General features: G+C 67.0%; 22 protein-coding genes. 9 read left to right on the top strand and 13 right to left on the bottom strand.

Going from position 1 to position 23,150, the window contains the following annotated elements:
• Positions 1-169: 169 nt before the first annotated feature.
• Complete coding sequence (locus JOE57_RS03240) at positions 170-868, top strand: GAF and ANTAR domain-containing protein (protein ID WP_204916370.1); 699 nt, start codon at positions 170-172, stop codon at positions 866-868.
• A 160-nt stretch (positions 869-1,028) separates the two neighbouring features.
• Here JOE57_RS03240 and JOE57_RS03235 read toward each other — a convergent pair whose 3' ends face one another.
• Entirely contained in the window at positions 1,029-1,769 is a 741-nt protein-coding gene (locus tag JOE57_RS03235) for a hypothetical protein (protein ID WP_204916369.1), read from the bottom strand.
• A gap of 462 nt (positions 1,770-2,231) precedes the next feature.
• On the opposite strand from JOE57_RS03235, the gene JOE57_RS03230 reads away from it, so the two are divergent.
• Positions 2,232-3,440, top strand: coding sequence for an MFS transporter (locus JOE57_RS03230; RefSeq protein WP_204916368.1), 1,209 nt, complete (start codon positions 2,232-2,234; stop codon positions 3,438-3,440).
• A gap of 65 nt (positions 3,441-3,505) precedes the next feature.
• Here JOE57_RS03230 and JOE57_RS03225 read toward each other — a convergent pair whose 3' ends face one another.
• Both JOE57_RS03225 and JOE57_RS03220 read right to left on the bottom strand, forming a co-directional pair.
• Positions 3,506-4,822: a multidrug effflux MFS transporter gene (locus JOE57_RS03225; RefSeq protein ID WP_204916367.1), complete on the bottom strand. Its 1,317-nt coding sequence runs from the start codon at positions 4,820-4,822 to the stop codon at positions 3,506-3,508.
• A complete protein-coding gene (locus tag JOE57_RS03220) occupies positions 4,819-5,844 on the bottom strand; it encodes a zinc-binding dehydrogenase (RefSeq protein WP_204916366.1) in 1,026 nt (341 codons plus the stop codon). The genes JOE57_RS03225 and JOE57_RS03220 overlap by 4 nt, the downstream gene beginning before the upstream one ends.
• Positions 5,845-6,047: 203 nt before the next feature.
• Here JOE57_RS03220 and JOE57_RS03215 point away from each other — a divergent pair, with 203 nt between their 5' ends.
• A complete protein-coding gene (locus JOE57_RS03215; protein WP_204916365.1) occupies positions 6,048-6,932 on the top strand; it encodes an MmyB family transcriptional regulator in 885 nt (294 codons plus the stop codon).
• Between the two features lie 177 nt (positions 6,933-7,109).
• Entirely contained in the window at positions 7,110-8,240 is a 1,131-nt protein-coding gene (locus tag JOE57_RS03210) for a CARDB domain-containing protein (RefSeq protein WP_204916364.1), read from the top strand.
• Between the two features lie 8 nt (positions 8,241-8,248).
• Here JOE57_RS03210 and JOE57_RS03205 read toward each other — a convergent pair whose 3' ends face one another.
• Complete coding sequence (locus tag JOE57_RS03205; protein WP_204916363.1) at positions 8,249-8,815, bottom strand: NADPH-dependent FMN reductase; 567 nt, start codon at positions 8,813-8,815, stop codon at positions 8,249-8,251.
• Positions 8,816-8,947: 132 nt separating this feature from the next.
• Here JOE57_RS03205 and JOE57_RS19095 point away from each other — a divergent pair, with 132 nt between their 5' ends.
• Positions 8,948-9,724: an aminoglycoside adenylyltransferase domain-containing protein gene (locus tag JOE57_RS19095; RefSeq protein ID WP_204916362.1), complete on the top strand. Its 777-nt coding sequence runs from the start codon at positions 8,948-8,950 to the stop codon at positions 9,722-9,724.
• Between the two features lie 2 nt (positions 9,725-9,726).
• Here the strand turns inward: JOE57_RS19095 and JOE57_RS03195 are convergent, their stop codons facing one another.
• On the bottom strand, positions 9,727-10,062 hold the full coding sequence (locus JOE57_RS03195) for a hypothetical protein (protein ID WP_204916361.1): 336 nt from the start codon (positions 10,060-10,062) through the stop codon (positions 9,727-9,729).
• A 90-nt stretch (positions 10,063-10,152) separates the two neighbouring features.
• Between JOE57_RS03195 and JOE57_RS03190 the strand changes: the two genes are divergently transcribed.
• Positions 10,153-10,548 carry a VOC family protein gene (locus tag JOE57_RS03190; protein ID WP_239578827.1) on the top strand — a complete coding sequence of 132 codons (396 nt, stop codon included), beginning with the start codon at positions 10,153-10,155 and terminating at the stop codon, positions 10,546-10,548.
• Between the two features lie 52 nt (positions 10,549-10,600).
• Here the strand turns inward: JOE57_RS03190 and JOE57_RS03185 are convergent, their stop codons facing one another.
• On the bottom strand, positions 10,601-11,740 hold the full coding sequence (locus JOE57_RS03185; RefSeq protein WP_204916359.1) for an alpha/beta hydrolase: 1,140 nt from the start codon (positions 11,738-11,740) through the stop codon (positions 10,601-10,603).
• Between the two features lie 96 nt (positions 11,741-11,836).
• Between JOE57_RS03185 and arfB the strand changes: the two genes are divergently transcribed.
• Positions 11,837-12,313, top strand: coding sequence for an alternative ribosome rescue aminoacyl-tRNA hydrolase ArfB (arfB, locus tag JOE57_RS03180; protein WP_204916358.1), 477 nt, complete (start codon positions 11,837-11,839; stop codon positions 12,311-12,313).
• Positions 12,314-13,295: 982 nt separating this feature from the next.
• On the opposite strand, the gene JOE57_RS03175 is transcribed toward arfB, so the two are convergent.
• Together JOE57_RS03175 and JOE57_RS03170 are read right to left on the bottom strand one after the other, a co-directional pair.
• A complete protein-coding gene (locus JOE57_RS03175; RefSeq protein ID WP_204916357.1) occupies positions 13,296-13,982 on the bottom strand; it encodes a cytochrome b N-terminal domain-containing protein in 687 nt (228 codons plus the stop codon).
• Positions 13,979-14,179, bottom strand: a complete 201-nt coding sequence (locus JOE57_RS03170; RefSeq protein WP_204916356.1) for a hypothetical protein — start codon at positions 14,177-14,179, stop codon at positions 13,979-13,981. The genes JOE57_RS03175 and JOE57_RS03170 overlap by 4 nt, the downstream gene beginning before the upstream one ends.
• Before the next feature lie 129 nt (positions 14,180-14,308).
• Here JOE57_RS03170 and JOE57_RS03165 point away from each other — a divergent pair, with 129 nt between their 5' ends.
• Positions 14,309-15,748 (top strand): glycosyltransferase, encoded by a 1,440-nt coding sequence (locus JOE57_RS03165; RefSeq protein WP_204916355.1) that lies wholly within the window; start codon positions 14,309-14,311, stop codon positions 15,746-15,748.
• 250 nt (positions 15,749-15,998) lie between these two features.
• Here JOE57_RS03165 and JOE57_RS03160 read toward each other — a convergent pair whose 3' ends face one another.
• Positions 15,999-16,820: a phosphatase PAP2 family protein gene (locus JOE57_RS03160; RefSeq protein WP_204916354.1), complete on the bottom strand. Its 822-nt coding sequence runs from the start codon at positions 16,818-16,820 to the stop codon at positions 15,999-16,001.
• Positions 16,821-16,985: 165 nt separating this feature from the next.
• Here JOE57_RS03160 and JOE57_RS03155 point away from each other — a divergent pair, with 165 nt between their 5' ends.
• On the top strand, positions 16,986-18,848 hold the full coding sequence (locus JOE57_RS03155) for an alpha-amylase family glycosyl hydrolase (protein WP_204916353.1): 1,863 nt from the start codon (positions 16,986-16,988) through the stop codon (positions 18,846-18,848).
• A 10-nt stretch (positions 18,849-18,858) separates the two neighbouring features.
• Here the strand turns inward: JOE57_RS03155 and JOE57_RS03150 are convergent, their stop codons facing one another.
• From JOE57_RS03150 to JOE57_RS03135, 4 genes are read right to left on the bottom strand one after another with little or no spacing between them, the layout of a single operon-like run.
• Positions 18,859-19,821, bottom strand: coding sequence for a zinc-dependent alcohol dehydrogenase family protein (locus JOE57_RS03150; RefSeq protein WP_338041129.1), 963 nt, complete (start codon positions 19,819-19,821; stop codon positions 18,859-18,861).
• 59 nt (positions 19,822-19,880) lie between these two features.
• Positions 19,881-20,771 carry a carbohydrate ABC transporter permease gene (locus JOE57_RS03145; RefSeq protein WP_204916352.1) on the bottom strand — a complete coding sequence of 297 codons (891 nt, stop codon included), beginning with the start codon at positions 20,769-20,771 and terminating at the stop codon, positions 19,881-19,883.
• Positions 20,771-21,733: a carbohydrate ABC transporter permease gene (locus tag JOE57_RS03140; RefSeq protein WP_204916351.1), complete on the bottom strand. Its 963-nt coding sequence runs from the start codon at positions 21,731-21,733 to the stop codon at positions 20,771-20,773. Before JOE57_RS03140 ends, JOE57_RS03145 begins: the two co-directional genes overlap by 1 nt.
• A 1-nt stretch (position 21,734) precedes the next feature.
• On the bottom strand, positions 21,735-23,096 hold the full coding sequence (locus tag JOE57_RS03135) for an ABC transporter substrate-binding protein (protein WP_204916350.1): 1,362 nt from the start codon (positions 23,094-23,096) through the stop codon (positions 21,735-21,737).
• Positions 23,097-23,150 lie beyond the last annotated feature (54 nt).

Raw genomic sequence — 23,150 nt, 5'->3', positions numbered from 1 at the left:
AGCCTACTGGGCGCTTGCCGGTCAGGCTGCAGATCACACCTTGGTTCGGTTTGCGGCGGGGTATGGTGTGAATAGGCGTTTAGCCTGGCTTGCTTCCCGGGAGCTCCCGGGGTCGGTGCGCTGGTAGCCGTCACCCGACGCCCTGAATCGAGCCGAGGTCGCGCCTTCCATGGATCAGTCATTGTTGCTGGGTACCCTGTCCCGCTTCGCTGGGACCCTGCCTACCGCCTATGACGTGGAGGCGGTGATTCCTGACCTGATCGATGCCGTGGTCGCAGCGCTCGAGGTGTCGGGAGCTGGCGTCACGCTGGCCACGAACGGCCGGCTGGACTTTTCGATGGCCATCGCCGCTCCCTACGACGCACTGGAGCGAATACAGGTCCAATTCCAGTCCGGACCATGCCACGAAGCTTTCACAGTTGGGGAGGCTGTTGCCATCAATGACCTGCGTGAGAGTAGGGAACGCTGGTCGGAATACTCCCGGGCGGCACTCGGCGTCGGTGTGCATGCGGTGGCTGGCATTCCGATGGGTCTGGCCGGACAATGCATCGGTGCCCTGAATCTCTACCGCCAGGAGCCGCATGAGTGGACTGCAGAGGAGCTGCTCGCGGCGCGGGTCTTCGCCGACGTTGCTACCGGTTACGTGGTCAACGCCTCGAAGGTGCACCAGCTGGAACAGCTGACCGAACAGCTTCAGTACGCCTTGGACTCGCGGGTGGTCATCGAACAGGCCAAGGGCATCATCGCGCAGAACAACAACATCGGCGTGGACGATGCGTTCCAGCTCATCCGTGGGCATGCGCGTAGGGTCAACGCCACCGTGCGCGCGGTCGCCGAAGCGATCGTCAATGTCGGACTACGCCTGTGACGCGAGCCATCAGTGAGTTCGACACGTCGGAGGTACTGCTGCCACGTCCGTTGAGAAACGCCCAGATCTTGAGGCTCCCTGCGCCGAGCAGACCATCAGCGACGACTCAGTTCCGACCGAGATTGAAGCTGTCGACGGGGGAAGCTCACCCTGGACGACCTCACAAATCGACAACAGCCCAGGTGACCAGGCCGCCGTCTGCGGCCGGCAGGGTGGCCGTCGGCACATCGACAGGTGCATCGCCCATGGTGTCGAGGCCGCAACCTGGCCACTCCGGGAACGTTCCGCTCGCTGGGATGTGACTGCGGACCGCTATGCGGACCTTGTTTCGGTGCAGCTCGAGCCTGATGTCGAGATCGCCATGAGTGACGTCCACTGCCCGGTCGGTCAGTTCGCGCAGAACCTGCCGAGCAGGGTCGGCGGCACGATGGGCTCCCCATTCCTGGCAGGTCCTGATCCCGAATCCCTCCGCCAGGCGGCTGGCGACAGGGTGCGGCGGGATTCGCAGAGTTGCCTTCTGCGGCGGATCGACCATGTTGATGTGCGCCCATCCCTGGAGCAGCGAGGGGACGAACGTGAGTCGGTCTCCATGCGGACGGCAGCGAATCGCGGTCGACGTTTCGGGATGGGGGGAGGCAATCACGATCGGCGTGGCGGGCCACCGCTCCACATATCGGCCCAGATTCGCCAGCTCACTCAACACTGGCTCGTCAACCGCTCGACCGAGATCTCGAAGATGTGCCACGACCCCGAGAGGACTCTCCGCCAGGGCCAACAAGACGCCGAGAATGACCCTCTCACCGCCGGCTACCGGCGAGCCGAGAGCTTCGACGATCCACACCTCGCCCAGCGGATAGGCACACACCACATCGTCGCCAGATGACCTACCGTCACCGATCACAGCCGGCGCCGCCCAGCTCGCCTCGGCCCATTCTCGCGCGTTGACGCGCCGAGTGTGGGGGCTCCCCCCACGATCAGCGGTCAGATCACCAACCATTGCCTTGCCCTCAAGACTCGCGTCACCAATCGGGCTGCCGTGGTCAGGAGCAGCACAAACGTGGGCCAGGGTCAGGGGCGTGAAAGAAGCGTACCCTGCGCCAGATCCAGCTACCAGGGACCGCAGCGGTCGGCGTGGACCGCGGCGGCGGGCGCAACTCTCGCGATCACACCCCTTCTGGGATCACAGAAGCAGGTGCAGACCCGGACGTCCGGTTGGGCCCGCCTGCCGCGGCCGAGGCCGCGACGTTCGGTCAGTGACGGTTCCTCGAACGCCTGCCCGGATCATAATGTGACTGTGAGCAGGGCGAGCTCGCTGGTGGGTGACTCTCCACATCACCCGAGCACTCCGAAGGCCTGAGCGGTCATGTCAGCCAAGCTCCGCACGCCGCTGATCGATGTCGAGTCGACGCCGGCGGCGGCGCCGCTGGCGATCCTGGTGATCTGCGCTCTGCTGGTGCTGATGCAGCTCTACCTGGCCATCCCGCTGTCCCCGATCCTGAGCGAGGATCTCGCGGCGGGTGACGCCGCGGTCGCGCTCGGCACCGTGTACAGCCTTGCGTATGGGCTGGGCTTCGTGATCTTCGGCCCGCTGTCGGACCGCTTTGGTCGTAAGGCGGTGCTGGTGCCGGGGATGGCGGCGTTGGCGGTCGCGACTGCGGCTCTGTCACTCGCTCCGTCGGTGGGCGTGGTGGCAGGGCTTCGCGCCGCACAGGGCCTGCTTGCTTCGAGCTTTGCAGCCGTGGCGCTGGCCTACGTCGGCGAGGCACTCCCGCGGCGATGGCGCTCCACCGGCGTCGGAGCTGTGGCGACCGCCTTCCTCGTGGCCGGCATCGTCGGTCAGGTGTACGCCCAGGTGGTCGCCCATGCCCTCGGCTGGCGATGGGTGTTCGGCCTTGCGGCGCCCGCCTTCGCGCTCTGCGCGATCGGCCTACACGTGGTTCTGATCCAGCCGCCCCTCGACCGGCCGCCTGCCCGACTGGCGCAGAGATACCGCGAACTCGCCGCCCTCGCCCGACAACCCAGGCTCGGCCTGGTCTATGCCGCCTCGTGCACCGTCCTGCTCAGCTTCGTCGCCATGTACGCGACGCTCGGTCCGCTGCTGCAGACCCGGTTCGGCCTCGACCATGGCGAGGTCCTCCTGGTGCGCCTTGCTGGCCTCCCGGGCATGGTCCTGTCCCCGTTGGCCGGTTGGCTCGTTGGGCGGTTCGGTGCAACCCGGGTCTCGGTCATGGGATTCGTCGTCGCCGCGGCCAGCCTCTTCTTCGAGGCCGTCACGGCGGCCTCCCTGTGGAGCCTTGTCCTGGGCAGTGCCGTTTTCGTCGCCGGCATCGCGGCCGTCGTCCCGGCGATGATCACCCTGATCGCGAGTCGGGCTGGTCCTGCTCGAGGCGGGGCGCTGGGGCTCTCCGGGCTTGCTCTGTTCATCGGAGCCTCGGTCGGCCCGCTTGCCCCCGACCTGCCGATCGGATTCTCCGGCCTCCTCGTGTGCCTCGCCAGTCTCCTTCTCCTCGGGGCAGCTCTCATCACGCTCAGCAGCCGCGGCGGAGAAGGCTCGATGCCGTGCGCGCCCTGACCATGGCCACATCTGAGGCGTCACAACATCGGGGCCAGACCATGTGCTGATCATGCGGGCGGTGTCTACGGCGCGAGCCGTCGCTGTCCTATCTGCCCTCGGGCTCCCGGCCGGGCGAGGACGAGCAGTCCGATCATCGACCCTGCTGCACCGCCGATCATCAGCAGGGCCATCGGGACGGCAGTGTGCTCACCGCCCAGACCGGCGATGGGGGCGATGGTGCCGGCGGCCACCCATTGGACGAAGCCGAGGACGGCGGAGCCGGTGCCGGGGTGGTCGGGGACCTCGGCGGACGCCAGAGCGCCACCATTGGGCCCGACGAGCCCCTGTGCCGTCATCAGTACGAAGAAACACACGACAGCCAGCAGCAGCGGTGTGCGGAACCACACCGCCCCGATCAGCATCGCGACACCAGCGGCCAGCGCCATTACCTGGCCCACCAGGATGACCTTGCGGGTGGCCACCCGGCCGGCCAGCCGCGCGGCCACCAGCGCGGCCAGGGTCATCCCGCCGGCGTTGGCGGCGAAGTCCACCGAGTAGGCGATCGGGGACAGCCCGTTCATCGACTGCAGGACAAACGCTGATGTGGCGACGTAGGCGAACAGGGCACCCATCGCCGACCCGCTGACCAACAGATAGCCGACGTAACGGCGCTGGCCGAGGACCTGTCGGCCAGCGACGGCGAAGGCGCGCAGGCCGCCGCTGTGCCGCCGCTCGGGAGGCAACGACTCCGGTACGGCGAGCAGCACCGCCAGTGTCATCGCGAGTCCGAGGGCCGCGACGACCCAGAACGACACCCGCCAGTGCGACAGCTGAAGGATGACCGCACCGAGCAGCGGCCCGACGACCGGCGCGATGCCGCCGACCCCGGCGCTCACGTTCAACACCTTGACCAGGTGGGCGCCCGTCGCGAGGTCGACGATCACCGCCCGGCCGATGACCATGGCCCAGCCACCGGCGAACCCCTGGACAAACCGGGCGGCCATCATGATCGTGATCGTCCCGCCCAACGCGCACACCACCGATGCGAGCGCCATCACGAGGACGGCGGCGATCAGCGGGCGGCGGCGCCCCCGTTGGTCCGAGACCGGGCCGCCGATGAGCTGACCGAGGGCCATGCCGACGAAGAACGTGGTCAAGGTCAACTGGACCTGCGTCGCGGTCGCCGACAGGTCGCGGGCGACCCGCGGGAACGCGGGCACGTACATGTCGGTGGCCAGTGGCGCAATGGCGGTCAGGAACACCACGGTCGCCACCAGGGCCGAGGTGAGCCCAGCCCGACTCCGGTCGCCGCCCGGCTCCACCGCTGGCCAGTCACCCAGATACTCACAGTCCGGAACGAAGCCCAGGCGTGGCGCCGCAGACCCTTTCTTGTCCGTCATGGGCGCAGCAGGACCTTGATGGCGCGGCGCTCATCCATCGCCCGGTAGCCCTCGGCGGCCTGGTCGAGGGGGAGGGCCAGGTCGAACACCCGGCCGGGATCGATCGTGCGGTTCCGGATCAGGTCCATCAACTGCGGCAGGAACCGGCGCACCGGCGCGGGACCGCCGTGCAGGTGGACATGGGTCATGAAGATGTCGTCGCCGCGCAACTCGACGCCGTGCAGCACACCGACGAAGCCGACGTGACCGCCGGGGCGGGTCGACCGGATCGCCTGCATCATCGACTCCTGGGTGCCGACCGCCTCGACCACTGAGTGCGCGCCCAGCCCGTCGGTGAGGTCCTTGATCTTGGCGACGCCCTCGTCTCCGCGCTCTGCGACGATGTCGGTGGCGCCGAACTCCAGCGCGAGCTGCTGGCGGGGCTGGTGCCGGCTCATCGCGATGATCCGCTCCGCGCCCAGCTGCTTGGCGGCCAACACCGCGAGCAGCCCGACGGCTCCGTCACCGACCACAGCCACGGTCTTGCCGGGCCCGGCCTCGGCCGCCACGGCACCGAACCAGCCGGTCCCCAGCACGTCGGAGGCGGCCAGGTAGCTCGGGATCAGGACGTCGGACGGGGCGTCCGGGGTGGCCACCAGGGTGCCGTCGGCCAGCGGGACCCGCATCCGCTCCGCCTGCGCGGCGCCGGAGGTGCCAAGGACCTCCCGGTGGATGCAGGAGGTGTGATAGCCGGCACGACAGATCTCGCAGGTGTTGTCGGAGGCGAAGAACGAGCCGACGACGAACTGGCCGGGCCTGATGAGGCTCACACCAGCGCCGATCTCCTCCACGATGCCCGCGTATTCATGGCCCATGTGAAGCGGCCCGCTGAGGTGGTCGGCGCCGCGGTACGGCCACAGGTCCGAGCCGCAGATGCAGGTGGCCGACAGCCGGATGATCGCGTCGGTGGGCTTCAGGATCTGCGGTTCCTCGACGTCCTCGACGCGTACGTCACCCGGGGCATGCATCACAACACCACGCACAAAGATCTCCTCACACGAATTGCGGATGTTCTGCGCGGCGAGGAGTCCCCCCGCAACGCCGGACGCCCACCAGCCCCACCTCGGGCCTCGGCGGCGTCCTCGTGATCCAGGAAAGCCGATGTCGTGGACGGAAGGAAGTCCCGGCTGAAAGGTGTACGGACAGGGCATCCCAACCGCTGAGCATCGCCCGTATCGTCAATGACGTGGACAACCGCGCGGAAGTAAGAGAGTTCCTGGTCTCGCGACGGGCCAAGCTCACACCGCAGCAGGCCGGCCTCCCGACGGCCGGCAGCCGTCGCGTCCCCGGCCTGCGCCGCGGCGAGGTCGCCGCCCTCGCCGGTGTCAGCATCGAGTACTACTCCAAGCTGGAACGCGGTGCTCTGGCCGGCGTCTCGGCCACCATCCTCGACGCCATCGCCCGCGCCCTCCAGCTCGACGACGCCGAACGGGCCCACCTGTTCGACCTCGCCCGCGCCGCCGACGGCACCAGCGCGCTGGTCCGACCGCGCCGTCGTACCACCAGACGATGGACGCCACGACCCAGCCTGCAATGGGCCCTGGACGCGATCACGACCGGACCGGCGATCGTCCGCAACGGCCGGATGGACCTGCTCGCCGTCAACCATCTGGGCCGGGCCATGCACTCATCCATCTACGAGAGCGACTCCACCAGCCCGCCGAACTTCGCCCGCTACGCCTTCCTCGACGACGACGCCCACCGCTTCTACCCCGACTGGGACACCGCCGCGGACACCGCCGTGGCGATCCTGCGCACCGAGGCCGGCCGCGACCCGCACGACAAGGGACTACACGACCTGGTCGGCGAACTGTCCACCCGCAGTGAGGAGTTCCGCCGCCGCTGGAGCGCCCACGACGTGCGGTTGCATGGGGCCGGCACCAAGCATTTCCACCACCGTGTGGTCGGCGACCTCGCCCTCGCCTATGAAAGCCTCGACATGGTCGCCGAGCCCGGCCTCACCCTCACCATCTACGCAGCGGAACCCGGCTCTGACACGGCCCAGGCGCTCGCCCTGCTCGCCTCCTGGGCCGCCACCCAGCGGATGGACTCGGCAGCCACCACCAACTGAACCCGAGCGGGTGTAGGCCGATCCGATCGGGTCAACGGCGTCCGGCAGCTATCCGGTTATTCGGCTGCATTCCACTAGCGCTGGTGGAGGCCGGGCAGGATCATCGAAGTGAGGGCGCGTGTGTCACTCGGGTCGGTCCAGAGTGCCGCGCACCACGGTCCTCGGGGGGTGATCCGTGTGAGCACAGGGGAGCCGGCAACGGAGCCGACCAAGAAACCCCAGCATCCGGCCCTACCGATGCTGCTGGCGGTGATCGGCTCGGTGGCCGGAACCCTCGTCAGCAATGCGTTTGACGCCTCCCAGAACCTGACCCTTCTCGGGGCGACGCTCGGCGCGGCCCTCCCACCGCTGGTCTCCGTCGCCGGACCCCATACCCATCTCAGGCTGTGGACCGGTGCTCTCATCGCGGTCATCGCGCTGGCCGTGACCTATGGCGGCTTCACTATCCGCGACAAGGCCATGGGGGTCCAGGAAACGACCTTCCCTGTCCCGAAATCTCAGCCCACCCGACCACCCCAGTCCACGCCCACGCCCACGCCCCAGACAACGGCGCAACCCACCAGCAGCGGGTCAACGCCCACACCCGGAGTGACGTGTGAAGGGGAGCTGTGCATCAGCTGGACCCCACAGCAGTTGCACTGTGCGAGCGACCCCTGTGCGCCGGTCGTCACGGTCCGAAGCGATGGGACCCAGGTGTTGCAGGTGACCGGGCTTAAGTTCACCGGAGATGCTGCGGACCGGCTTTGGCAGGAGGGGACCTGCCCAGGAAAGTCTCTGCACCAGGGTGAGACGTGCACCATCACCGTACGCGTGAAACCGGGACCAGCGGGTCACGCTCAGCTTCGCATCCAGCACAACCTGCAAGGGCCTGCGTCGTTGGTCGACATCGACGTGGATGCCTCAACCACAGCCACACCAGTGGCGAACCTGGACCTGTCGCTCTTCACGCTGCCCGAGTGCTCGGTTGTTCCTGGCGGGGCCCTCAGCGGCGCCGACAACCTCACGATCTTCGTGGCCGTACGGAACTCAGGTCCCGCCCAGCTGTCCCGGCTGGTGCCGTTCACGATCACGAGCGACACCGGACTCACCGGCGGCGGGAACACGGCGGTCAGCACCGGCTCGGGTTTTTCTGCCATGCAGGTCGACCTGCGGCCGGGCGACTACGGTCACGCGCACCACTTCACCGTGACGATCGACCCGAGCAACGAGATCGCCGAGCGGGACGAGATGAACAACACCCTGAAGGTGACTGTCTCGCTGCCGGCCCGACCCAGCCAGGCACAGGACGTGCCCTGCACGAGCCCGTGATTGCGGGCCTAGCGAGGCAGAACGGTCAGGACCCGGACGACATGGTCGCGGTACTCGCTCATGAACTGCCGCAGGAACTCGCGGGTGGAATCTTTGGTGACGTCGCCGTCGGCACGGAACACCTCCGGGGTGTAGTGGATGTAGGCCTCCGGTGCCGTCATCTGTCGCGCGTTGCAGAAGCTCAGCACGGCGCGCAGGCTCTGCTGGCCGACGGCGGTGCCGATCGGGCCGATGGAGGCGCCGATCACGCCAGCGGGGATGTGGTCGAACGAGTTCTGCCCCCAGGGCCGCGATGCCCAGTCGATCGCGTTCTTGAGGGCACCTGGGATCGACCGGTTGTACTCCGGAGTGACGAACAGGACGGCGTCCACGGCCCTGATCGCGTCCTTCAGCGCAGTGGCCTCCGGGGGGAAGTCCTGATCGTAGTCGGGGCTGTACAGCGGGAGGTTGCCGATCGCGATCTCGGTGAACTCGAGGTCCTCCGGCGCCAGCCGGATCAGCGCCTTGGCAAGCACGCGGTTGATGGAGGTTGAGGAGAGGCTGCCGACGAAGTAGCCGACCTTGTAGGTGGTCATGCCTGTCCCTTCTTGAGGGCCTGGGGTCCCGGACTGTGGTGTTGCCTTGATCATGCCTGCACTCGGCGGTGCTGGGAAGGGGTGCTGCGGTGCCCGCGCCGGCTACGGGGCGGAACGGCTAGGGTCGTGCGCGTGCAACCACAACCGGAGGTCCTGCTCGATCGTCTGTCGGCCAGCCTGAGCTCAGCGTTGGGGGACAGGCTGCTGAGCCTTGCCGTGCATGGATCGTGGGTGGCAGGCGACTTCGATCCTGATCGCAGCGATCTCGACCTGGTGGCCATTCTCGACCGGGACCCGGGCCCGGAAACACTGCAGACACTGGCTGAGCTGCACGACCGGCTGGCGACGGAGTTCCCCGCCTGGGACGGCCGCGTGGAGGTGGACTATGTCTCGCCGCAGGCCGTGCGCGACGTCCTTGCCGACACCGGGGTGTCTCACCTGATGGCACGGATCAGCCCGGGCGAGCCGATCCATCTGGTGGAGGCGAGCCGTCACTACCTGCTCAACTGGAGCTCTGCGCTCGAACATGATCATGCGCTGGTGGGTGCGACACCCACTGCGCTACTGCCGGTGATCAACTGGAGCACGGTGCACCAGATCGTGCTGGAGCACCTGGAACAGTGGCCGGAATGGGTGTCGGAGGCGCGGCGGCCCGGTACCCAGGCCTACGCGGTGCTGGCCGTCTGCCGTGCCGCGGCGACGTTGGCTCTGGGCCGGCAGGTGTCCAAGCGGGCCGGCGCGGACTACGGCGTCAGGTTCCTGCCGGGACACGCCCCGCTGATCGGCTGGGCCCGGGACTGGTGGTATGGCCGCGGCTCGGACGATGACATCGACCGGTTCGTCGAGGTGGTCAGTTTCGTGCGCAGTGTGACCCCTGACATTGTGGCGACAGCGGCGCTGCCGCGGTGAGATCAGTCGCGGGTGGTCGCAGCAAGCAGGCGCCGTGCCCGCCGTCCGAGGTCGCTCAGGTCGACCCGGCCGGCGTCTGCGGCGGCCGCGAGCCGCGAGGCGAGGTCGATGGCCTCGTCGACCAGGGGAGCATCCGCTGCGACGTCCTGGCCCATGTCACGCAGGATCGTCTGCTCGGTGCGTGAAGCGATGACGGGGTGACTGATGCCTTCCACCCACACCCGGGTCCGGCGTCCGTCACCGCGCTCGTCGCCCAGCAACGGTTCCAGGGCGAAGATCTTGTCAGCGCGGGCAAACTTGCCGAAGCCCAAGGAGATCATGCGCGGTTCTGTTGGCACAGTTCGATCATCCCAGTCGGAGGCGAACTCTTCCGGTTGTACGTCACCTTTGCGAGGATGGACTTCCCGGCCCCCAACGAGGAGGTAGCCATGTCCCGTGTCCTGCATTTCGAGATCCAGGCCGATGACGTGGAACGCGCCAAGGCGTTCTACACCGCGGTTTTCGACTGGGGATTCGAGGACTGGGGACCCATCACCGGGTCGACCTACTGGGGGATCATGACCGGCCCGGAAGATCAGCCCGGCATCAATGGCGGTCTGCAGCAACGGCCGGCCCCGGCGCCCGCTCCGGGCCAGGGAACCAATGCGTTCGTCTGCACGGTGGGTGTCGAGGACTACGACCAGACAGAGCGGCGCATCCTTGACGCCGGGGGACAGGTGGCGCTGCCGAAGATGGCGCTCACCGGGATGGCGTGGCAGGGCTACTACCTCGACACCGAAGGCAACACCTTCGGCATCCATCAGCCCGACACCAACGCCGCCTGACCGCCCGTCCTGTGCTCCGACGCAGCTGTGCGTACGTGATCACCGACGATCGTCACTTGAGCGATCGGAAACCAGAGATGTTGGCGCCCAACCAGGTCAGGCTCCCGGGCAGCAGGTTCTGCCAGAGGCTGATCCGATGTCCGGCGTGCCGAAGGACCGTGGCGTTGACGGCCAGCGGCGGTTTCGCCGCCCGGAGCAGGGCGGCGCTGGATCCGTAGGAGACGGAGTCCGTATGCGAGGTCTCCAGCCAGAGCGCGACCGGAGGCGGCGAGCGGCGGGTGAGGCTCACCAGGTTGTAGCGCGACGCCAAGGGGCTGCCCGGCGGGTAGGGCTCGTAGGCCGCGCCGAACTCGGGCCGGAAATAGCCGCCCATCACGATCGCGGCCGAGTACTGGGCGGGGTGCAGCATCGCCACCATCGCGGCACACCACCCACCGGCCGACAGGCCGATCGTGGCCCACGACCGACGATCCGTCTCAACCCGGAAGGTGTGCGTGACCCAGTTGGGGACGTCCTCGGCCAACCAGGTCTCCAGCTGCGGTAGCCCCTGCTGTCCGTTCACGCACTCGGTGTCCACTCCTGGGGGGACCTCGACCTGCGGGGAGACGATCAGCGCCGGACGCATTCTTCTCATGATCACCTGTTGAGCCATGACGTCCGCCAGGCTCATGGAGCGGAGCCACTGACGTGGCTGCCCGGGATAGCCGTGGAAGGTCTCCAGCACGGGATAACGGACCGACGCTGAAGCCGGATCGGTGTAGCCGGGAGGGAGCTTCACCACGACCGTCCCAGTGACGCCGCTCAACGGACCTTTGACCGTGAACGAAAGCTCCCCGGTGGCGCTCTTGGGCAGCGTGGGCAACTGCTGGCCCGCCGAGGCCGCCTTGCCGCGGACTCTGGTGCCGGCCGCTCGGGACGCGCTGGTTCCCCGATGCAAGGCCGTGGCGGTGACCCGCCCCCCGAGAACCCCTTGAAGATCCTTCCAGTCGGCGACGAACAGGAACTGGGCGTTGACCTGTGTGGTGACCATGAACAACACCAGGACATTCACCATGAGCAGCAGTCCGGCGCGCGCGGCGATCTTGGTCGGCTTGGGCCCGGACAGGGACGGCCACACGGCCACCAGCAGGACGAAGGCAGCTAGGGCGGCCACCGCAACGAGGGTCAGGAAGGCCCAACCAGTCAGGGACAATCTGGCCGCCTCCTCCCCCGTTGGCCTCCGCTACGGCCGATGGGCGAAAGGCGATTCCATCGTACGCGAGTGGATCGTGCGCCAGACTGGTCTGTCATGACTCAGTCTGACCACGCGCCGGCCGGCCCTGGCCGGGTCGACGCGCCGCTACGGATCAGTGATGTGCTCAGCATCGCGCCCGAGGAGCTGCATTGGCGGTTCTCCCGCTCCTCGGGCCCCGGTGGTCAGGGGGTGAACACCACAGACAGCAGAGTGACGCTGTCCTGGTCACCGGCGACCTCGGCCAGCCTTGCCCTGCTCTCTCCCACGCTTCGTGACCGAGTGGTCGACCGGCTCCAACCGCACCTCGTCGGTGGGGTGCTGATGATCACCGCATCGGAGTACCGGTCGCAGCTGCGCAACCGTGAGGCGGCCCGGCGGCGGCTGGCGGAGCGACTCCGACAGGCCATCGCAGCTCCACCCCGACGGCGCCGGGCGACGAAACCCACCCGGGGTTCGGTCGAACAACGCCTCCGATCCAAGAAGGCGCGCTCACAGCTCAAGGCGTCCCGGGGCCGCCCGCCGGTGGAGTGAAGACAGGGGTGGGGCTGCGGGTGGAGCCGGCGGCGGTAATAGTCACGCCAGATCAGGCGGTGCACCGGAATCCAGCGGGGGATGGATCTCAGCACTGGAATCACAGGGACCAGCACCAGCCCGAGCGATAACAGCGCCATCACGTAGAAGATGATCGCATCGGCCCGGTTGGTGAGGTAGTCGTCAGGATTGTCCGAGTTGAACTGTGGGATCTGATACCAGAACGAGTAGAGCCAGAGCCACGCCTGGCCGGGATAGCTGCCGGTCTCGTTCATCATTCCCCAGGTGTTGCCCTGCAGATGCGCCGCCGTCGCGGCGTCGTCGAGATAGGAGCCGTCACCCAGGAACAGGATCTGCTTGGTGACGTCGGTCTGGTAGAAGTTGCTCCCTGCCATCAGGACGCCGTCCAGGGCGCCGGCCGCGGCCATCTCCGTCAGGCCCTTGGCGATCTGCGGAACCGGACCGTAGTTGCCGGAGGGCACCTTCCCAGGATCGTCGTCGGCGTTCGTGAGCGCTGTGTCATAGCTGCCTGCCCAGGCGCTCTGCTGGTCCGGGCTGGCACTGGTCCACACCTTGAGCGCCGCCTGGATGGCAGCGTTCTGCGTCTGGCTCTGCAGCGGCGTGATCACGAAGTCGACAGCGGGGTTGACCGGATGGGTGATGCCGAACCACTGTTGCGGCGCAAGCGGTCCGACCGAGATTCCGGTTCCTGCGCTGTTGTAGGGGGGACCATATCCGGCCGACTCGCTGGTGCCCGCGAGCTCCTGGACCGTGGTCGCATAGAAGTTGCTCGAGTTGCTGGTCGCCCAGCCCTTGAGCGTGAGCGAGGGCTCGTCGGGCGAACGGAACAGCCCGGCCATCAGCACCGAGAGGACACTGACGATGATGACGGCGACGACTCCCTCTTTGAGGATGTCATAGCGTCGCCAGGGGCCGGACCACTCCTGCGCGGAGATGTCGGTCGCCTTCGCCCGCTGCGCGTTCATGATCCGGCCGCAGTTCCGAGTTGGTCGTCAGAGGTCGTTGCGGGGGAGGTGGCATCCAACGGCGGTACGACGCCGTGCCGTCGTACCAACAGCACATGCCACACCACGATGATGCCGACAGCCAGCGGCAGCAGGCAGGCATGGAGCAGCATCATCTGCCCGAGATTGGTGACGTTGAAGAAGGCTCCGATGCCGACGGCGTTGAGGCCGTCCTTGGCCTCGAACGAGATCCACTGCGAGTCGAAGTTCGTCTGCACCAGATAGCCGGTGAAGGCGGTCCCCAGGGAGGCGAGGAAGGCCACGACACCGGTCATCCAGGTGAGTGCCCGGTGCCCACGCCAGGCGGCCATCCAGAACTTCCCCCAGAGATGGACGACCATGAAGATGAAGAACAGCTGTACGCCCCAGAAGTGCAGACTGTTGGTGAACTCGCCCAGTGCTGACGTGTGGTACCAGGCCGGTCCGGCGAAGGCCAGGACGAGTCCAGAGGCCAGGATGACCAGAAACGCAGCCAGGGTCAGCACACCGAAGACGTAGATCCACGAAGCCACGTAGGCCGGTTGGCGATCCGGCAGCAACTTGTCCGGAGGAAGCGTCGACATCCAGGAGCGTCGGAGCCGAGCGGTCCACGGGCGTGACTCGTCGGCGTGCTCGGCCACGGCAGGTTCACGAGTCGTGGTCATGCTTCCTCGCCTCCCTTCAGGAAGGGGAGCGGGATCGCCAACACGAAGATGATGATCATCGTCGCAATGACGATGAGGTTGGGGAGCGAGATGGAGAGCCAACCCCAGCCCAGATAGTCCGCTGCGGCGTTCATCGTGGCCATGATCGACTGGGCACTGGAGCCTCCTGATGTGGCGGCCAGCAACTCTGCTCGCACGCTATGTCTCACTGTCCGCCCGCGGGCGTGGGCCGGTCAGAGCCGTCCGCCCCGTCGGTGTCGGGACTTTGGTCCTCCCTGGACGTTGTGACCTCACCGCACGGGTCCGCCCTGCTGCATGATGGAGGTATGCAGCACGTGGACGTGCATCCGATCAGTCTTGATCGCCTTGCCTCGTTGCTTGCGCCGGTGCGGGCGTTGCACCTGGCTATGGCGGCGGAGCGGGCCCGGATCGACTTCTCGGGGCGCGTCATGTGGCACGTCAACGCCACCGCCAAGGGCGGCGGGGTGGCAGAGATGTTGACGACGTTGCTGGCGTACGGTCGTGGAGCGGGGGTGGACACCCGGTGGCTGGCCCTGGACGGGACGCCGGAGTTCTTCACGATCACCAAACGACTGCACAACAACCTGCATGGCTACCCCGGCGACGGTGGTCCGCTGGGTGATGCCGAGCGCAGCATCTTTGAGGAGGTGTCAGCGGCCAACCTGGCCGAGCTGCGGCGGCTGGTCGGACCCGAAGACATCGTCCTGCTGCACGACCCTCAGCCTGCCGGTCTGCTGAGCGGACTGCAGGATGCCGGCGCCCATGTCGTCTGGCGGTGCCACATCGGGTGTGACACCAGCAATGAGATGACCCAGCAGGCGTGGCTCTTCCTCCGTCCGTACCTGGATGTGGCCGAGGGCTTCATCTTCTCCCGCAAGAGCTACTGCCCGGACTGGGTTCCGATGGAACGGATGCGGGTGATACCGCCGTCGATCGATCCCTTCTCGACCAAGAACAGCGATCTCGCCCCGCACCGCGTGCGTGCCGTCCTGCACCGCGCCGGTCTGGTCACCGCAGACACCTCACCGCCGGGTGACCTGTCATTCATCCGTCGCGATGGGACGGTCGGCCTGGTGCGTGAGCATCCCCACCTGATCTTGAACGGCAACCCGCCGCCGCCGTTGGAGGCACGGCTGGTGGTGCAGGTCAGCCGGTGGGACCGGCTGAAGGACATGGTCGGGGTGCTGCGCGGGTTCGCCGAGCACCTGGGCGAGATGCCCGACGACACCCACCTGATGTTGGTCGGCCCAGCCGGGGAAGGCGTCACTGATGACCCAGAGGGTGCCGAGGTGTTGTCCGAATGCGAGGCGGAGTGGTGGCGGCTGCCGGAGGCGGCGCGCAAGCGGTGTCACCTGGTCCGGTTGCCGATGGACGACGTTGACGAGAATGCCCACCTGGTCAATGCGATCCAACGTCAGGCGCGCGTCGTCGTGCAGAAGAGCCTGGCAGAGGGGTTTGGCCTGACGGTCACCGAGGCCATGTGGAAGGCCCGACCGGTGATCGCGTCAGCCGTCGGCGGCATCTGCGACCAGATCACCGATGGCCAGGACGGCCTGCTGCTCGACGACCCCCAAGATGTGGACGCTTTCGCCAAGCACCTCGCCGACCTGCTGCCGGACGATCGGCAGTGCGCCGCAATGGGCAGCGCCGCCCGTGCCCATGTGCAGGACCGCTTCATCGGCGACCTTCACCTGATCCAGTTCGGCGAGCTGCTGTCCGCGTTCTCCGCCCCGGATCGGGTCTGAGGTCGCTCGCCCCTCCGTCAGGATGTCCGCGCTCTGAGCTTGTCGAAGAGCGGCTCCTCGCTCAGGACATCCGCGCTCTGAGCTTGTCGAAGAGCGGCCCTTCGCTCAGGACATCCGCGCTCTGAGCTTGTCGAAGAGCGGCCCTTCGACAGGCTCCTTCGACAGGCTCCTTCGACAGGCTCAGGACGCGTCAGGACGCGTCAGGACGCGTCGGGGCGCGTCGGGGCGCGTCGGGGCGCGTCGGGGCGCGTCAGGGGGCGGGCGAGTGTCGGTCGAGGTCTTCGGACTTCGTTCGGATGGGACGCCACAGGTCGACCAGGATCACGATGCCCAGCATGGCTACCGAGATGCCGGCAGAGGCGGCGAGGTCGGTGGTCCAGTGGTAGCCGAGGTAGAGCCGGCTGACGTCGACCAGGCTGATCGCCAGCACACCGACCAGTACAGCCAGCGTGGTGCGTATCAGCGACCAGCTGCGTGAGGCGATCAGGTACGTGCCGACCAGGAAGAAGTCGCCGGCGCCGACGGCGTGGCCGGACGGGAACGAGTAGGTGTGGTCGACACCCATCAGCATCAGGTTGGACGGCGGTCGATGCCGACCGACCAGATGCGTGATGATCTGGGTGATCAGCACCCCGGACGTCATGGCGCAGGCCAGCAGGAGGGGCCGCCACAGATACTCCGCCTTCCACAGGCACAGCAGCAGGACTCCGAGCACGATGAGCGGCATCCCGACCGGCCCGAAGACGGTGGCGACCACTGACATGAAGACGGTGAGCGCTGCGGTCCGGTGGGCGACCATCCACGACAGGACCGGCTCGTCCACTCTCGCCGGACCGGCCTGGCTGAGCACCCCCCACAGGACGAAGAAGAACCAGGCCAGGCCGCTGATGGTCAACACCACTCCGGCTGCCCAGAGTGCCCGCTTCACCTTTGCCCGATGGGTGTGCTCCTCGACCAGTCGGGATCGCAACGAGGCCCGCCAGCTGCGGTCGGCGGCGCTCGACCCGGACCGCCGCTCGAGCTGCCCGTCCTTCTCTGGACGCCCGGACGTGGTGGGGTGTGGCGTCGTCATCGAGCGTCCTTCCGGAGAGTCTGGGCAGGTCAGTCCGATCCCGCTGCTGCGGAATCTACCCGTCTGAGGTATCTCCCCGCCGCCACCACGCCTCTTTCGAGGAGGCTGGTCGGAATCCGTCCGAGCCGAGGACCAGTGACCGTTCGTCGATCTCCGGGAGAGCTCATGTACATGACCGAGCGGTGCGGTGCGTGGCAGGTCGGCGACGATCCAGACCACGGAGTCGTGGAGTTCCGCATCTTCTTTCCGGCCGGCTTCGACCCGCAGGTGTCGACGATCCGCGCGGTGGGGGACTTCCTCGACCAGCTGGGGGGCACCAACTGGGCGCCGGTTGACGGCGTCGAGATGGCGCGGCAGCCGCGTGCGGGTGGCGGCGACTTCTGGGTCGGGCAGACCTCGGCGCCCTTGCGGGCCGGCTTCTACGAGTACAAGTACGTGGTCGAGTTCGCCGGCCTGCCGCCGCGGTACGTGACCGACCCGTGCGCCCGCTACGGCGGACTGAGCGACCAGAACTCCGGCATCGTCGTCGGTGGCACCAGCGCAGCCGACAATGCGGTGGCGCCACTGGCGGGTGGCCGTCTGCCGCTGACCGAGCTGAACCAGTACGAGCTGATGATCGACGACTTCACGGCTGAATACCGCGGCGCCAGGGCACCACTGGATGCCGTCGTGGATCGTCTCGATGAGCTGGTCGACCTCGGCATCAACGCGATCCTGTTCATGCCCTGGACGGCGTGGAAGAACCGCTCGTTCGACTGGGGCTACGAGCCGTTCCAGTACTTCGCCGTCGAGACGAGGTATGCCAATGACCTGGATCAGCCGTCCGAGAAGCTGTCTCGACTGAAGCAGCTGGTCAGCGCCTGCCATCAACGGGGCATCCACGTGATCATGGACGGTGTCTTCAACCATGTCAGCCGGGACTTCCCCTACCAGCAGCTCTACCGGGACCCGCAGCAGTGTCCGTTCACCGCCGGTCCCTTCGGCGGCAGCTTTCCGGGACTGCAGGATCTGGACTTCGCCAACGACTGCACGAACGAGCTGGTCGCGGAGGTCTGCCGCTACTGGATGGACGAGTTCGGCATCGACGGCATCCGCCTCGACAACACGGTGAACTACTTCGTCGCCGGTGACGTGCGAGGGCTGCCCGAGCTGCTGAGTTACGTCGAGCAGCATGCGCTGGACCGACGCGAGCGCAACTTCTCGCTGAGCCTGGAGCACATCGACCTGTCGGCGGCACGGGTGACCAACCAGACGGCGGCCACCAGCTTCTGGGACAACTCGCTGTACGCCGCCTGCTTCGACGGGCTGTGGAACGGTCGGATCACCTCCCGGCTGCTCGGCGCCCTGAACAACCGGCGGTTCCTGGCCGACGGGAAGGTACCGACGCTCTACCTCAGCAACCATGATCACTCCCACGCGGCGTGGCAGTCCGGAGCGCATGACAACACCGGCGCGGTGGGCGGGTGGTGGAAGCTGCAACCCTTCGTCGTCGCGCTCTACACCTCGACGGCGATGCCGCTGCTGCACAACGGGCAGGAGTTCGGTGAGGAGCACTTCCTGCCCGAGGACGACCACAACACCGGTCGCCGGGTGAGCAGCCGGCCGCTGCGGTGGCGGCGACGCTACGACCCGATCGGGCGCAGCCTGACTGCCCTGCATCGCCGGATGGCGACCCTTCGGCGCGACCACCCGGCACTGCGCTCGGCGCAGATGTTCCCGGCGGTCTGGGAGGAGTGGCAGACGCGCTTCGACCCGGTCGGTGTGGGAGTGGACGAGGAGCGTCAGCTGGTGATCTACCACCGCTGGGCGGCGCTTGTCGGCGGACGGACGGAGAACGTGGTGGTGGTGCTCAACTTCGGTGATGACGACCAGAGTGTCGACGTTCCGGTCCCGACGCCGGGGGTGTGGACCGATCTGCTCGCAGGGGCTTTCGATCCGCGCGAGAGCTGGTCGGTCGACGTTATGGACGACCGGGCCCGGGTTCCGGTCGGCTCCCACTGGGCTCGCGTCCTCTACCGCCTGAACTGACCCGAACAGGTCACAGGAGCTGCAGCGAGGCGGAGGCCTGAGGTCGAATCTGCAGTTTTCGGCCGGCGCCGGCGCGGAACATCTCGAGGGCGTCGGCGTAGTCCTCGAGGCAGAAGGCATGACTGACCATGCGTTGTGCGTTCAGCACGCCCGCGGCGAACATCTCCACCGCCCGTTGGTAGGTGTTCAGCACGGCCATTGATCCGAGGATGGTGAGCTCGTCGTTGTAGACACGGAAGGGCGAGAAGGTGGCCCGTGCGTCCGTGGGAGCCACGCCGAACTGCTGGAACACCCCACCTCTGCGCACGCGGCCCAGGCCGTCCTCGATCGCGGCGACCACGCCGGTGCAGTCGATCACGACGTCGAACCCACCCCGCCGGGCGACCTCGTCGGCGGAGAGCCCGACCTGCTCGACGCCGACGTCCTTGGCGGCCTGCAGCCGGTCGGGGTTGCGATCGACGACGACCACTGAGGCTGCCCCGGCGCGCGGGGCGAGTTGGGCCATCATCAGGCCCATCGTGCCCGCGCCGTAGATCAGATAGTGCTCACCGAGTCTGCGGGGGAGCAGGTCGTAGCCACGGATCGCGCAGGACAGCGGTTCGATCAGCGCGGCGAGCCCCAGGTCGACCCCGTCGGGCAGCCGATGCACGTTGCGCACGGGTGCGAGCACCAGCTCGGCGGTCGAGCCGTCGGTGCGGGCCACGCCCGACCCGTTCCAGTTCTCGCACAGGTTCGACCGTCCGACCGCACAGAAGCTGCACTCCCCGCAGGTCAGGGTGGGGTCGACGCTGACCAGGTCGCCGGGGCTGAGCTCTCTGACCGCCTCGCCGACCGTCTCGACCACCCCGGACGTCTCGTGCCCGGGAACGATGGGGAAGACCGTGGGCGCGAACTCGCCGTTGAAGACGTGCAGGTCCGTGCCGCAGATGCCGACCGCCTCCACTCGGACCAGCACGTCACGCGGCCCGGGCACCGGATCGGAGCGCTCCTCGATCGCCAGCTCGCCGGGGCTCGGAAGACGATGGCCCGCATCTATTTCACAGCACCCATGGCGAGGCCACGGACGAGCCGCTTCTGGGCGAGCCAACCGGCGACGATCACCGGCAGGACGGCGATGGTCGAGGCCGCCGACAGAATTGCCAGGAACTGGCCCCGGCCGTCGACGAAGCTGCCCAGGAACGGCGGCGTGGTGCGAGCCACGACCGCCGTCAGCAGGTTGGCCAGGAAATACTCGTTCCAGGCGAAGATGAAGCAGATCAGCGCCGCCGCCGCCGCACCCGGGGCGACGATCGGCAGCGATACCCGCCACAGCTCGCGGCTGTAGCTCGCACCGTCGATCTGGGCCGCCTCGACCACTGCGATCGGCACCTCGGCGAAGAACGATCGCATCATCCACACCGCGAGGGGCAGGTTGATACCGATGTAGAGGAAGCCCAGCGCCCACAGGTTGTCCAGCAGGCCGAACGTGCGCAGCAGCAGGAAGACCGGGATGATCGACGCTGCGACGGGCATGAACTTGGTGGAGATGAAGAAGAACAAGCCGTCCTGCCATCGGATGATCGGCCGGACCGACAACGCGTAGGCCGCAGGGATGGCGAGCAGCATCACCACCACAGTGGACAGCACCGCGAGGACGAACGAGTTCAGCAGATACAGCCCCATGCCGCGGTCGAACACGGCGGCATAGCGATCCAGGGTGGGCGTGAAGATGAACTGGGGTGGGAACGAGGCCGCCTGCCCCTCGTTCTTGAAGCTGGTGACGATCATCCACAACACGGGGAAGAAGAAGAGGAACACCAGCACCCAGGTCAGCACGGTGATCAGGTAGCCGACCACTTTGCGCCGGCTGAACGGGTTCGGCCCGGTGCGCTCGCTTCGGGCCGGCGGAGCAGTCTGGGATCGGGTTTCGACCGCTGTGGACATTAGCGGGCCTCCTCGGTGAAGATCTTGAACAGCGTTCGGAGCGCCACGGTTGCGAACAGGATCGTGAGGATCACGGTGATGACGCCGTAGGCGGCCGCCTCTCCGACCTGCTGGCCGATGAAGGCGCGCTCATACAGCAGATAGGCGATGGTCTTGGTGTTACCGGCTCCCTTGGTCATGATGTTGACCGGGTCGAACACCTGGATCATGAAGACCGTACCCAGCAGGATGGCCAACTCGGCATAGGTCCGAAGGTGCGGCAGCGTCATGTACCGGAACGTCTGGAGCGCGCCGGCGCCGTCGACGTTGGCCGCCTCCAGGATGTCACCGGCCTGAGACTGCAGTCCGGCCAGCAGGATCAGCATCATGAACGGTGTGTACTGCCAGGTCAGTGTGAACACGATCGTCAGCGCCGGGTGATCGGTGTTCCAGGCAATGGGCGGGATGCCCAGCAGGCCCAGGCCCCAGTTCACCATTCCGGTGTTGACCTCGAGCAGCGAGTACTTCCAGATCAACGCGGCCGCTGCCGGCATCACCAGGAAGGGGGTGATCAACAATGTACGCGCCAGCGCCCTGCCCTTGAACTCCCGGTCCAGCAGCATCGCCAGTCCCAGGCCCAGGAGCAGCGACAGGATCATCGACCCGCCGACGATCCGGATCGTGGCCCAGATGGACGGCAGGAAGGCGCCATTCGTGACGACCGCCACGTAATTGCTGAAGCCAGCAAAAGAGCGCTCCTGTGGTCGAGCCAGGTTCCAGTCCTGGAAGGAGTAGTAGATCGTGGCCAGGAAAGGGATCTGGGTGATCAGGATCGCCGCGACGAGGGCCGGGGCGATCAGCTTCCGTGCGAACTTGCGTTGGGCGAGGTCCTGGCCTTTCAGATCAGCCAGACTGACCTTCTTGCTCTTCGCCGCCGTGATCGGCGGCTGGATCGTCGGAGTCTCCTCCACCGCGCTCGTCATCTCAACCCTTCTTCTGGTTGTTGCCGGCTCGCTGGGCGATCTTCTGACCCTCGTCGAGCGCGGCCGTGAGGGTACGTCTGCCCGCGATCACGTCTGCAAGCAGCTGGGACGTCTGGTTGCCGACATCCTGGAACTCCGGGATGGTCACATACTGGATGCCGACCCACGGCTGCGGATCCACGCCCGGTTTGGTCGGATCGACCTCGTTCATGATCTTGGCGGTCAGCGGTGCGAAGTCGCCACCCGCCTGGACGTACTCGGGGATCTCGTACGTCGACTTACGCGTCCCTGGAGGAGTGCGTGACCAGCCGAGGGTGGATCCGACCAGCTTGGCGTAGTCCTTCGAGGTGGCCCACTTCACGAACTCCCAGGCCGCTTCCTTGTGCTTGGACTTGGCGTTGATGCCGAGGTTCCACGACCACAGCCAGCCCGAGTTCTGGGTCAGCTTGACCGGAGCCCGCACGTAGCCGACCTTGCCGGCCACCCTCGAGTTCTTCGGATCCTCCACAGAGCCGGCCGCCGACGTCGCGTCGTACCACATCGCCGCGCGATCCTGGCTGAACAGGTTCAGGCACTCGGTGAACCCGAACGAAACCGGATCGCCCTCGCCGGACTGGTCGAGCGTCTTGATGTAGAACTTCACCGCGTCGGTGAAGCCGGGGGAGTTGACCTGTGCCTGCCAGTCCATGTTGTACCACTGGCCGCCGAACGTGTTGACCACCGTAGTGAGCGGGGCGAACATCTCGCCCCAGCCCGGCTTGGCCCGCAGGCAGATACCCGCCCGGTCCTTGCTCGGGTCCTTCAGCTTGGCTGCGTACTCCGCGACCTGGTCCCAGGTCGGTCGCTCCGGCATCGTGATACCCGCTTGCTGGAACAGATCCTTGCGATACATCAGAAAGGACGACTCGCCGTAGAACGGCACCGCATACAGTCGACCGTCGTACGACACCCCGTCCCGGACCGGTTTGAAGAAATCGGCGACGTCATAGCTGGGGTCCTTGGCGGCCAGGTCGGTCAGGTCCACCAACCAGCGGTTCTGACCCCAGATGGGGACCTCGTACGCACCGACGGTCATGATGTCGTACTGGCCGCCCTGAGTCGCAACGTCCTTGGTGGCCGCGTTGCGCAGGTCGTTCTCCTCCATGAAGATCATGTTGATCTTGATCTCCGGATGGAGCTTGTTGAACTCCGGCAGCAGTTGGGCCATGTCCTGCATCTGCGGGTTGTTGACACTGGCCAGCGTGACTGTCGTGACTCCCGGCTGAGTGCCCAGGTTGCCGAAGCCGGCACAGCCGGAAAGCGCGAGTCCGAAACCGAGGCCCAGCCCAATGACACCCATTCGGCGTTGTGTGGTGGGAAACATCGATAGCCTCTCTTCGTCAATGATCGAGGGCTGCCCAACCGAGTGGCTGCGTAA

It is taken from the genome of Microlunatus panaciterrae, from assembly GCF_016907535.1.
Lineage (GTDB): Bacteria > Actinomycetota > Actinomycetes > Propionibacteriales > Propionibacteriaceae > Microlunatus > Microlunatus panaciterrae.
The sequence above is the reverse complement of the archived record's forward strand: the minus strand, read 5'-3'. Positions and strand labels throughout refer to the sequence as shown.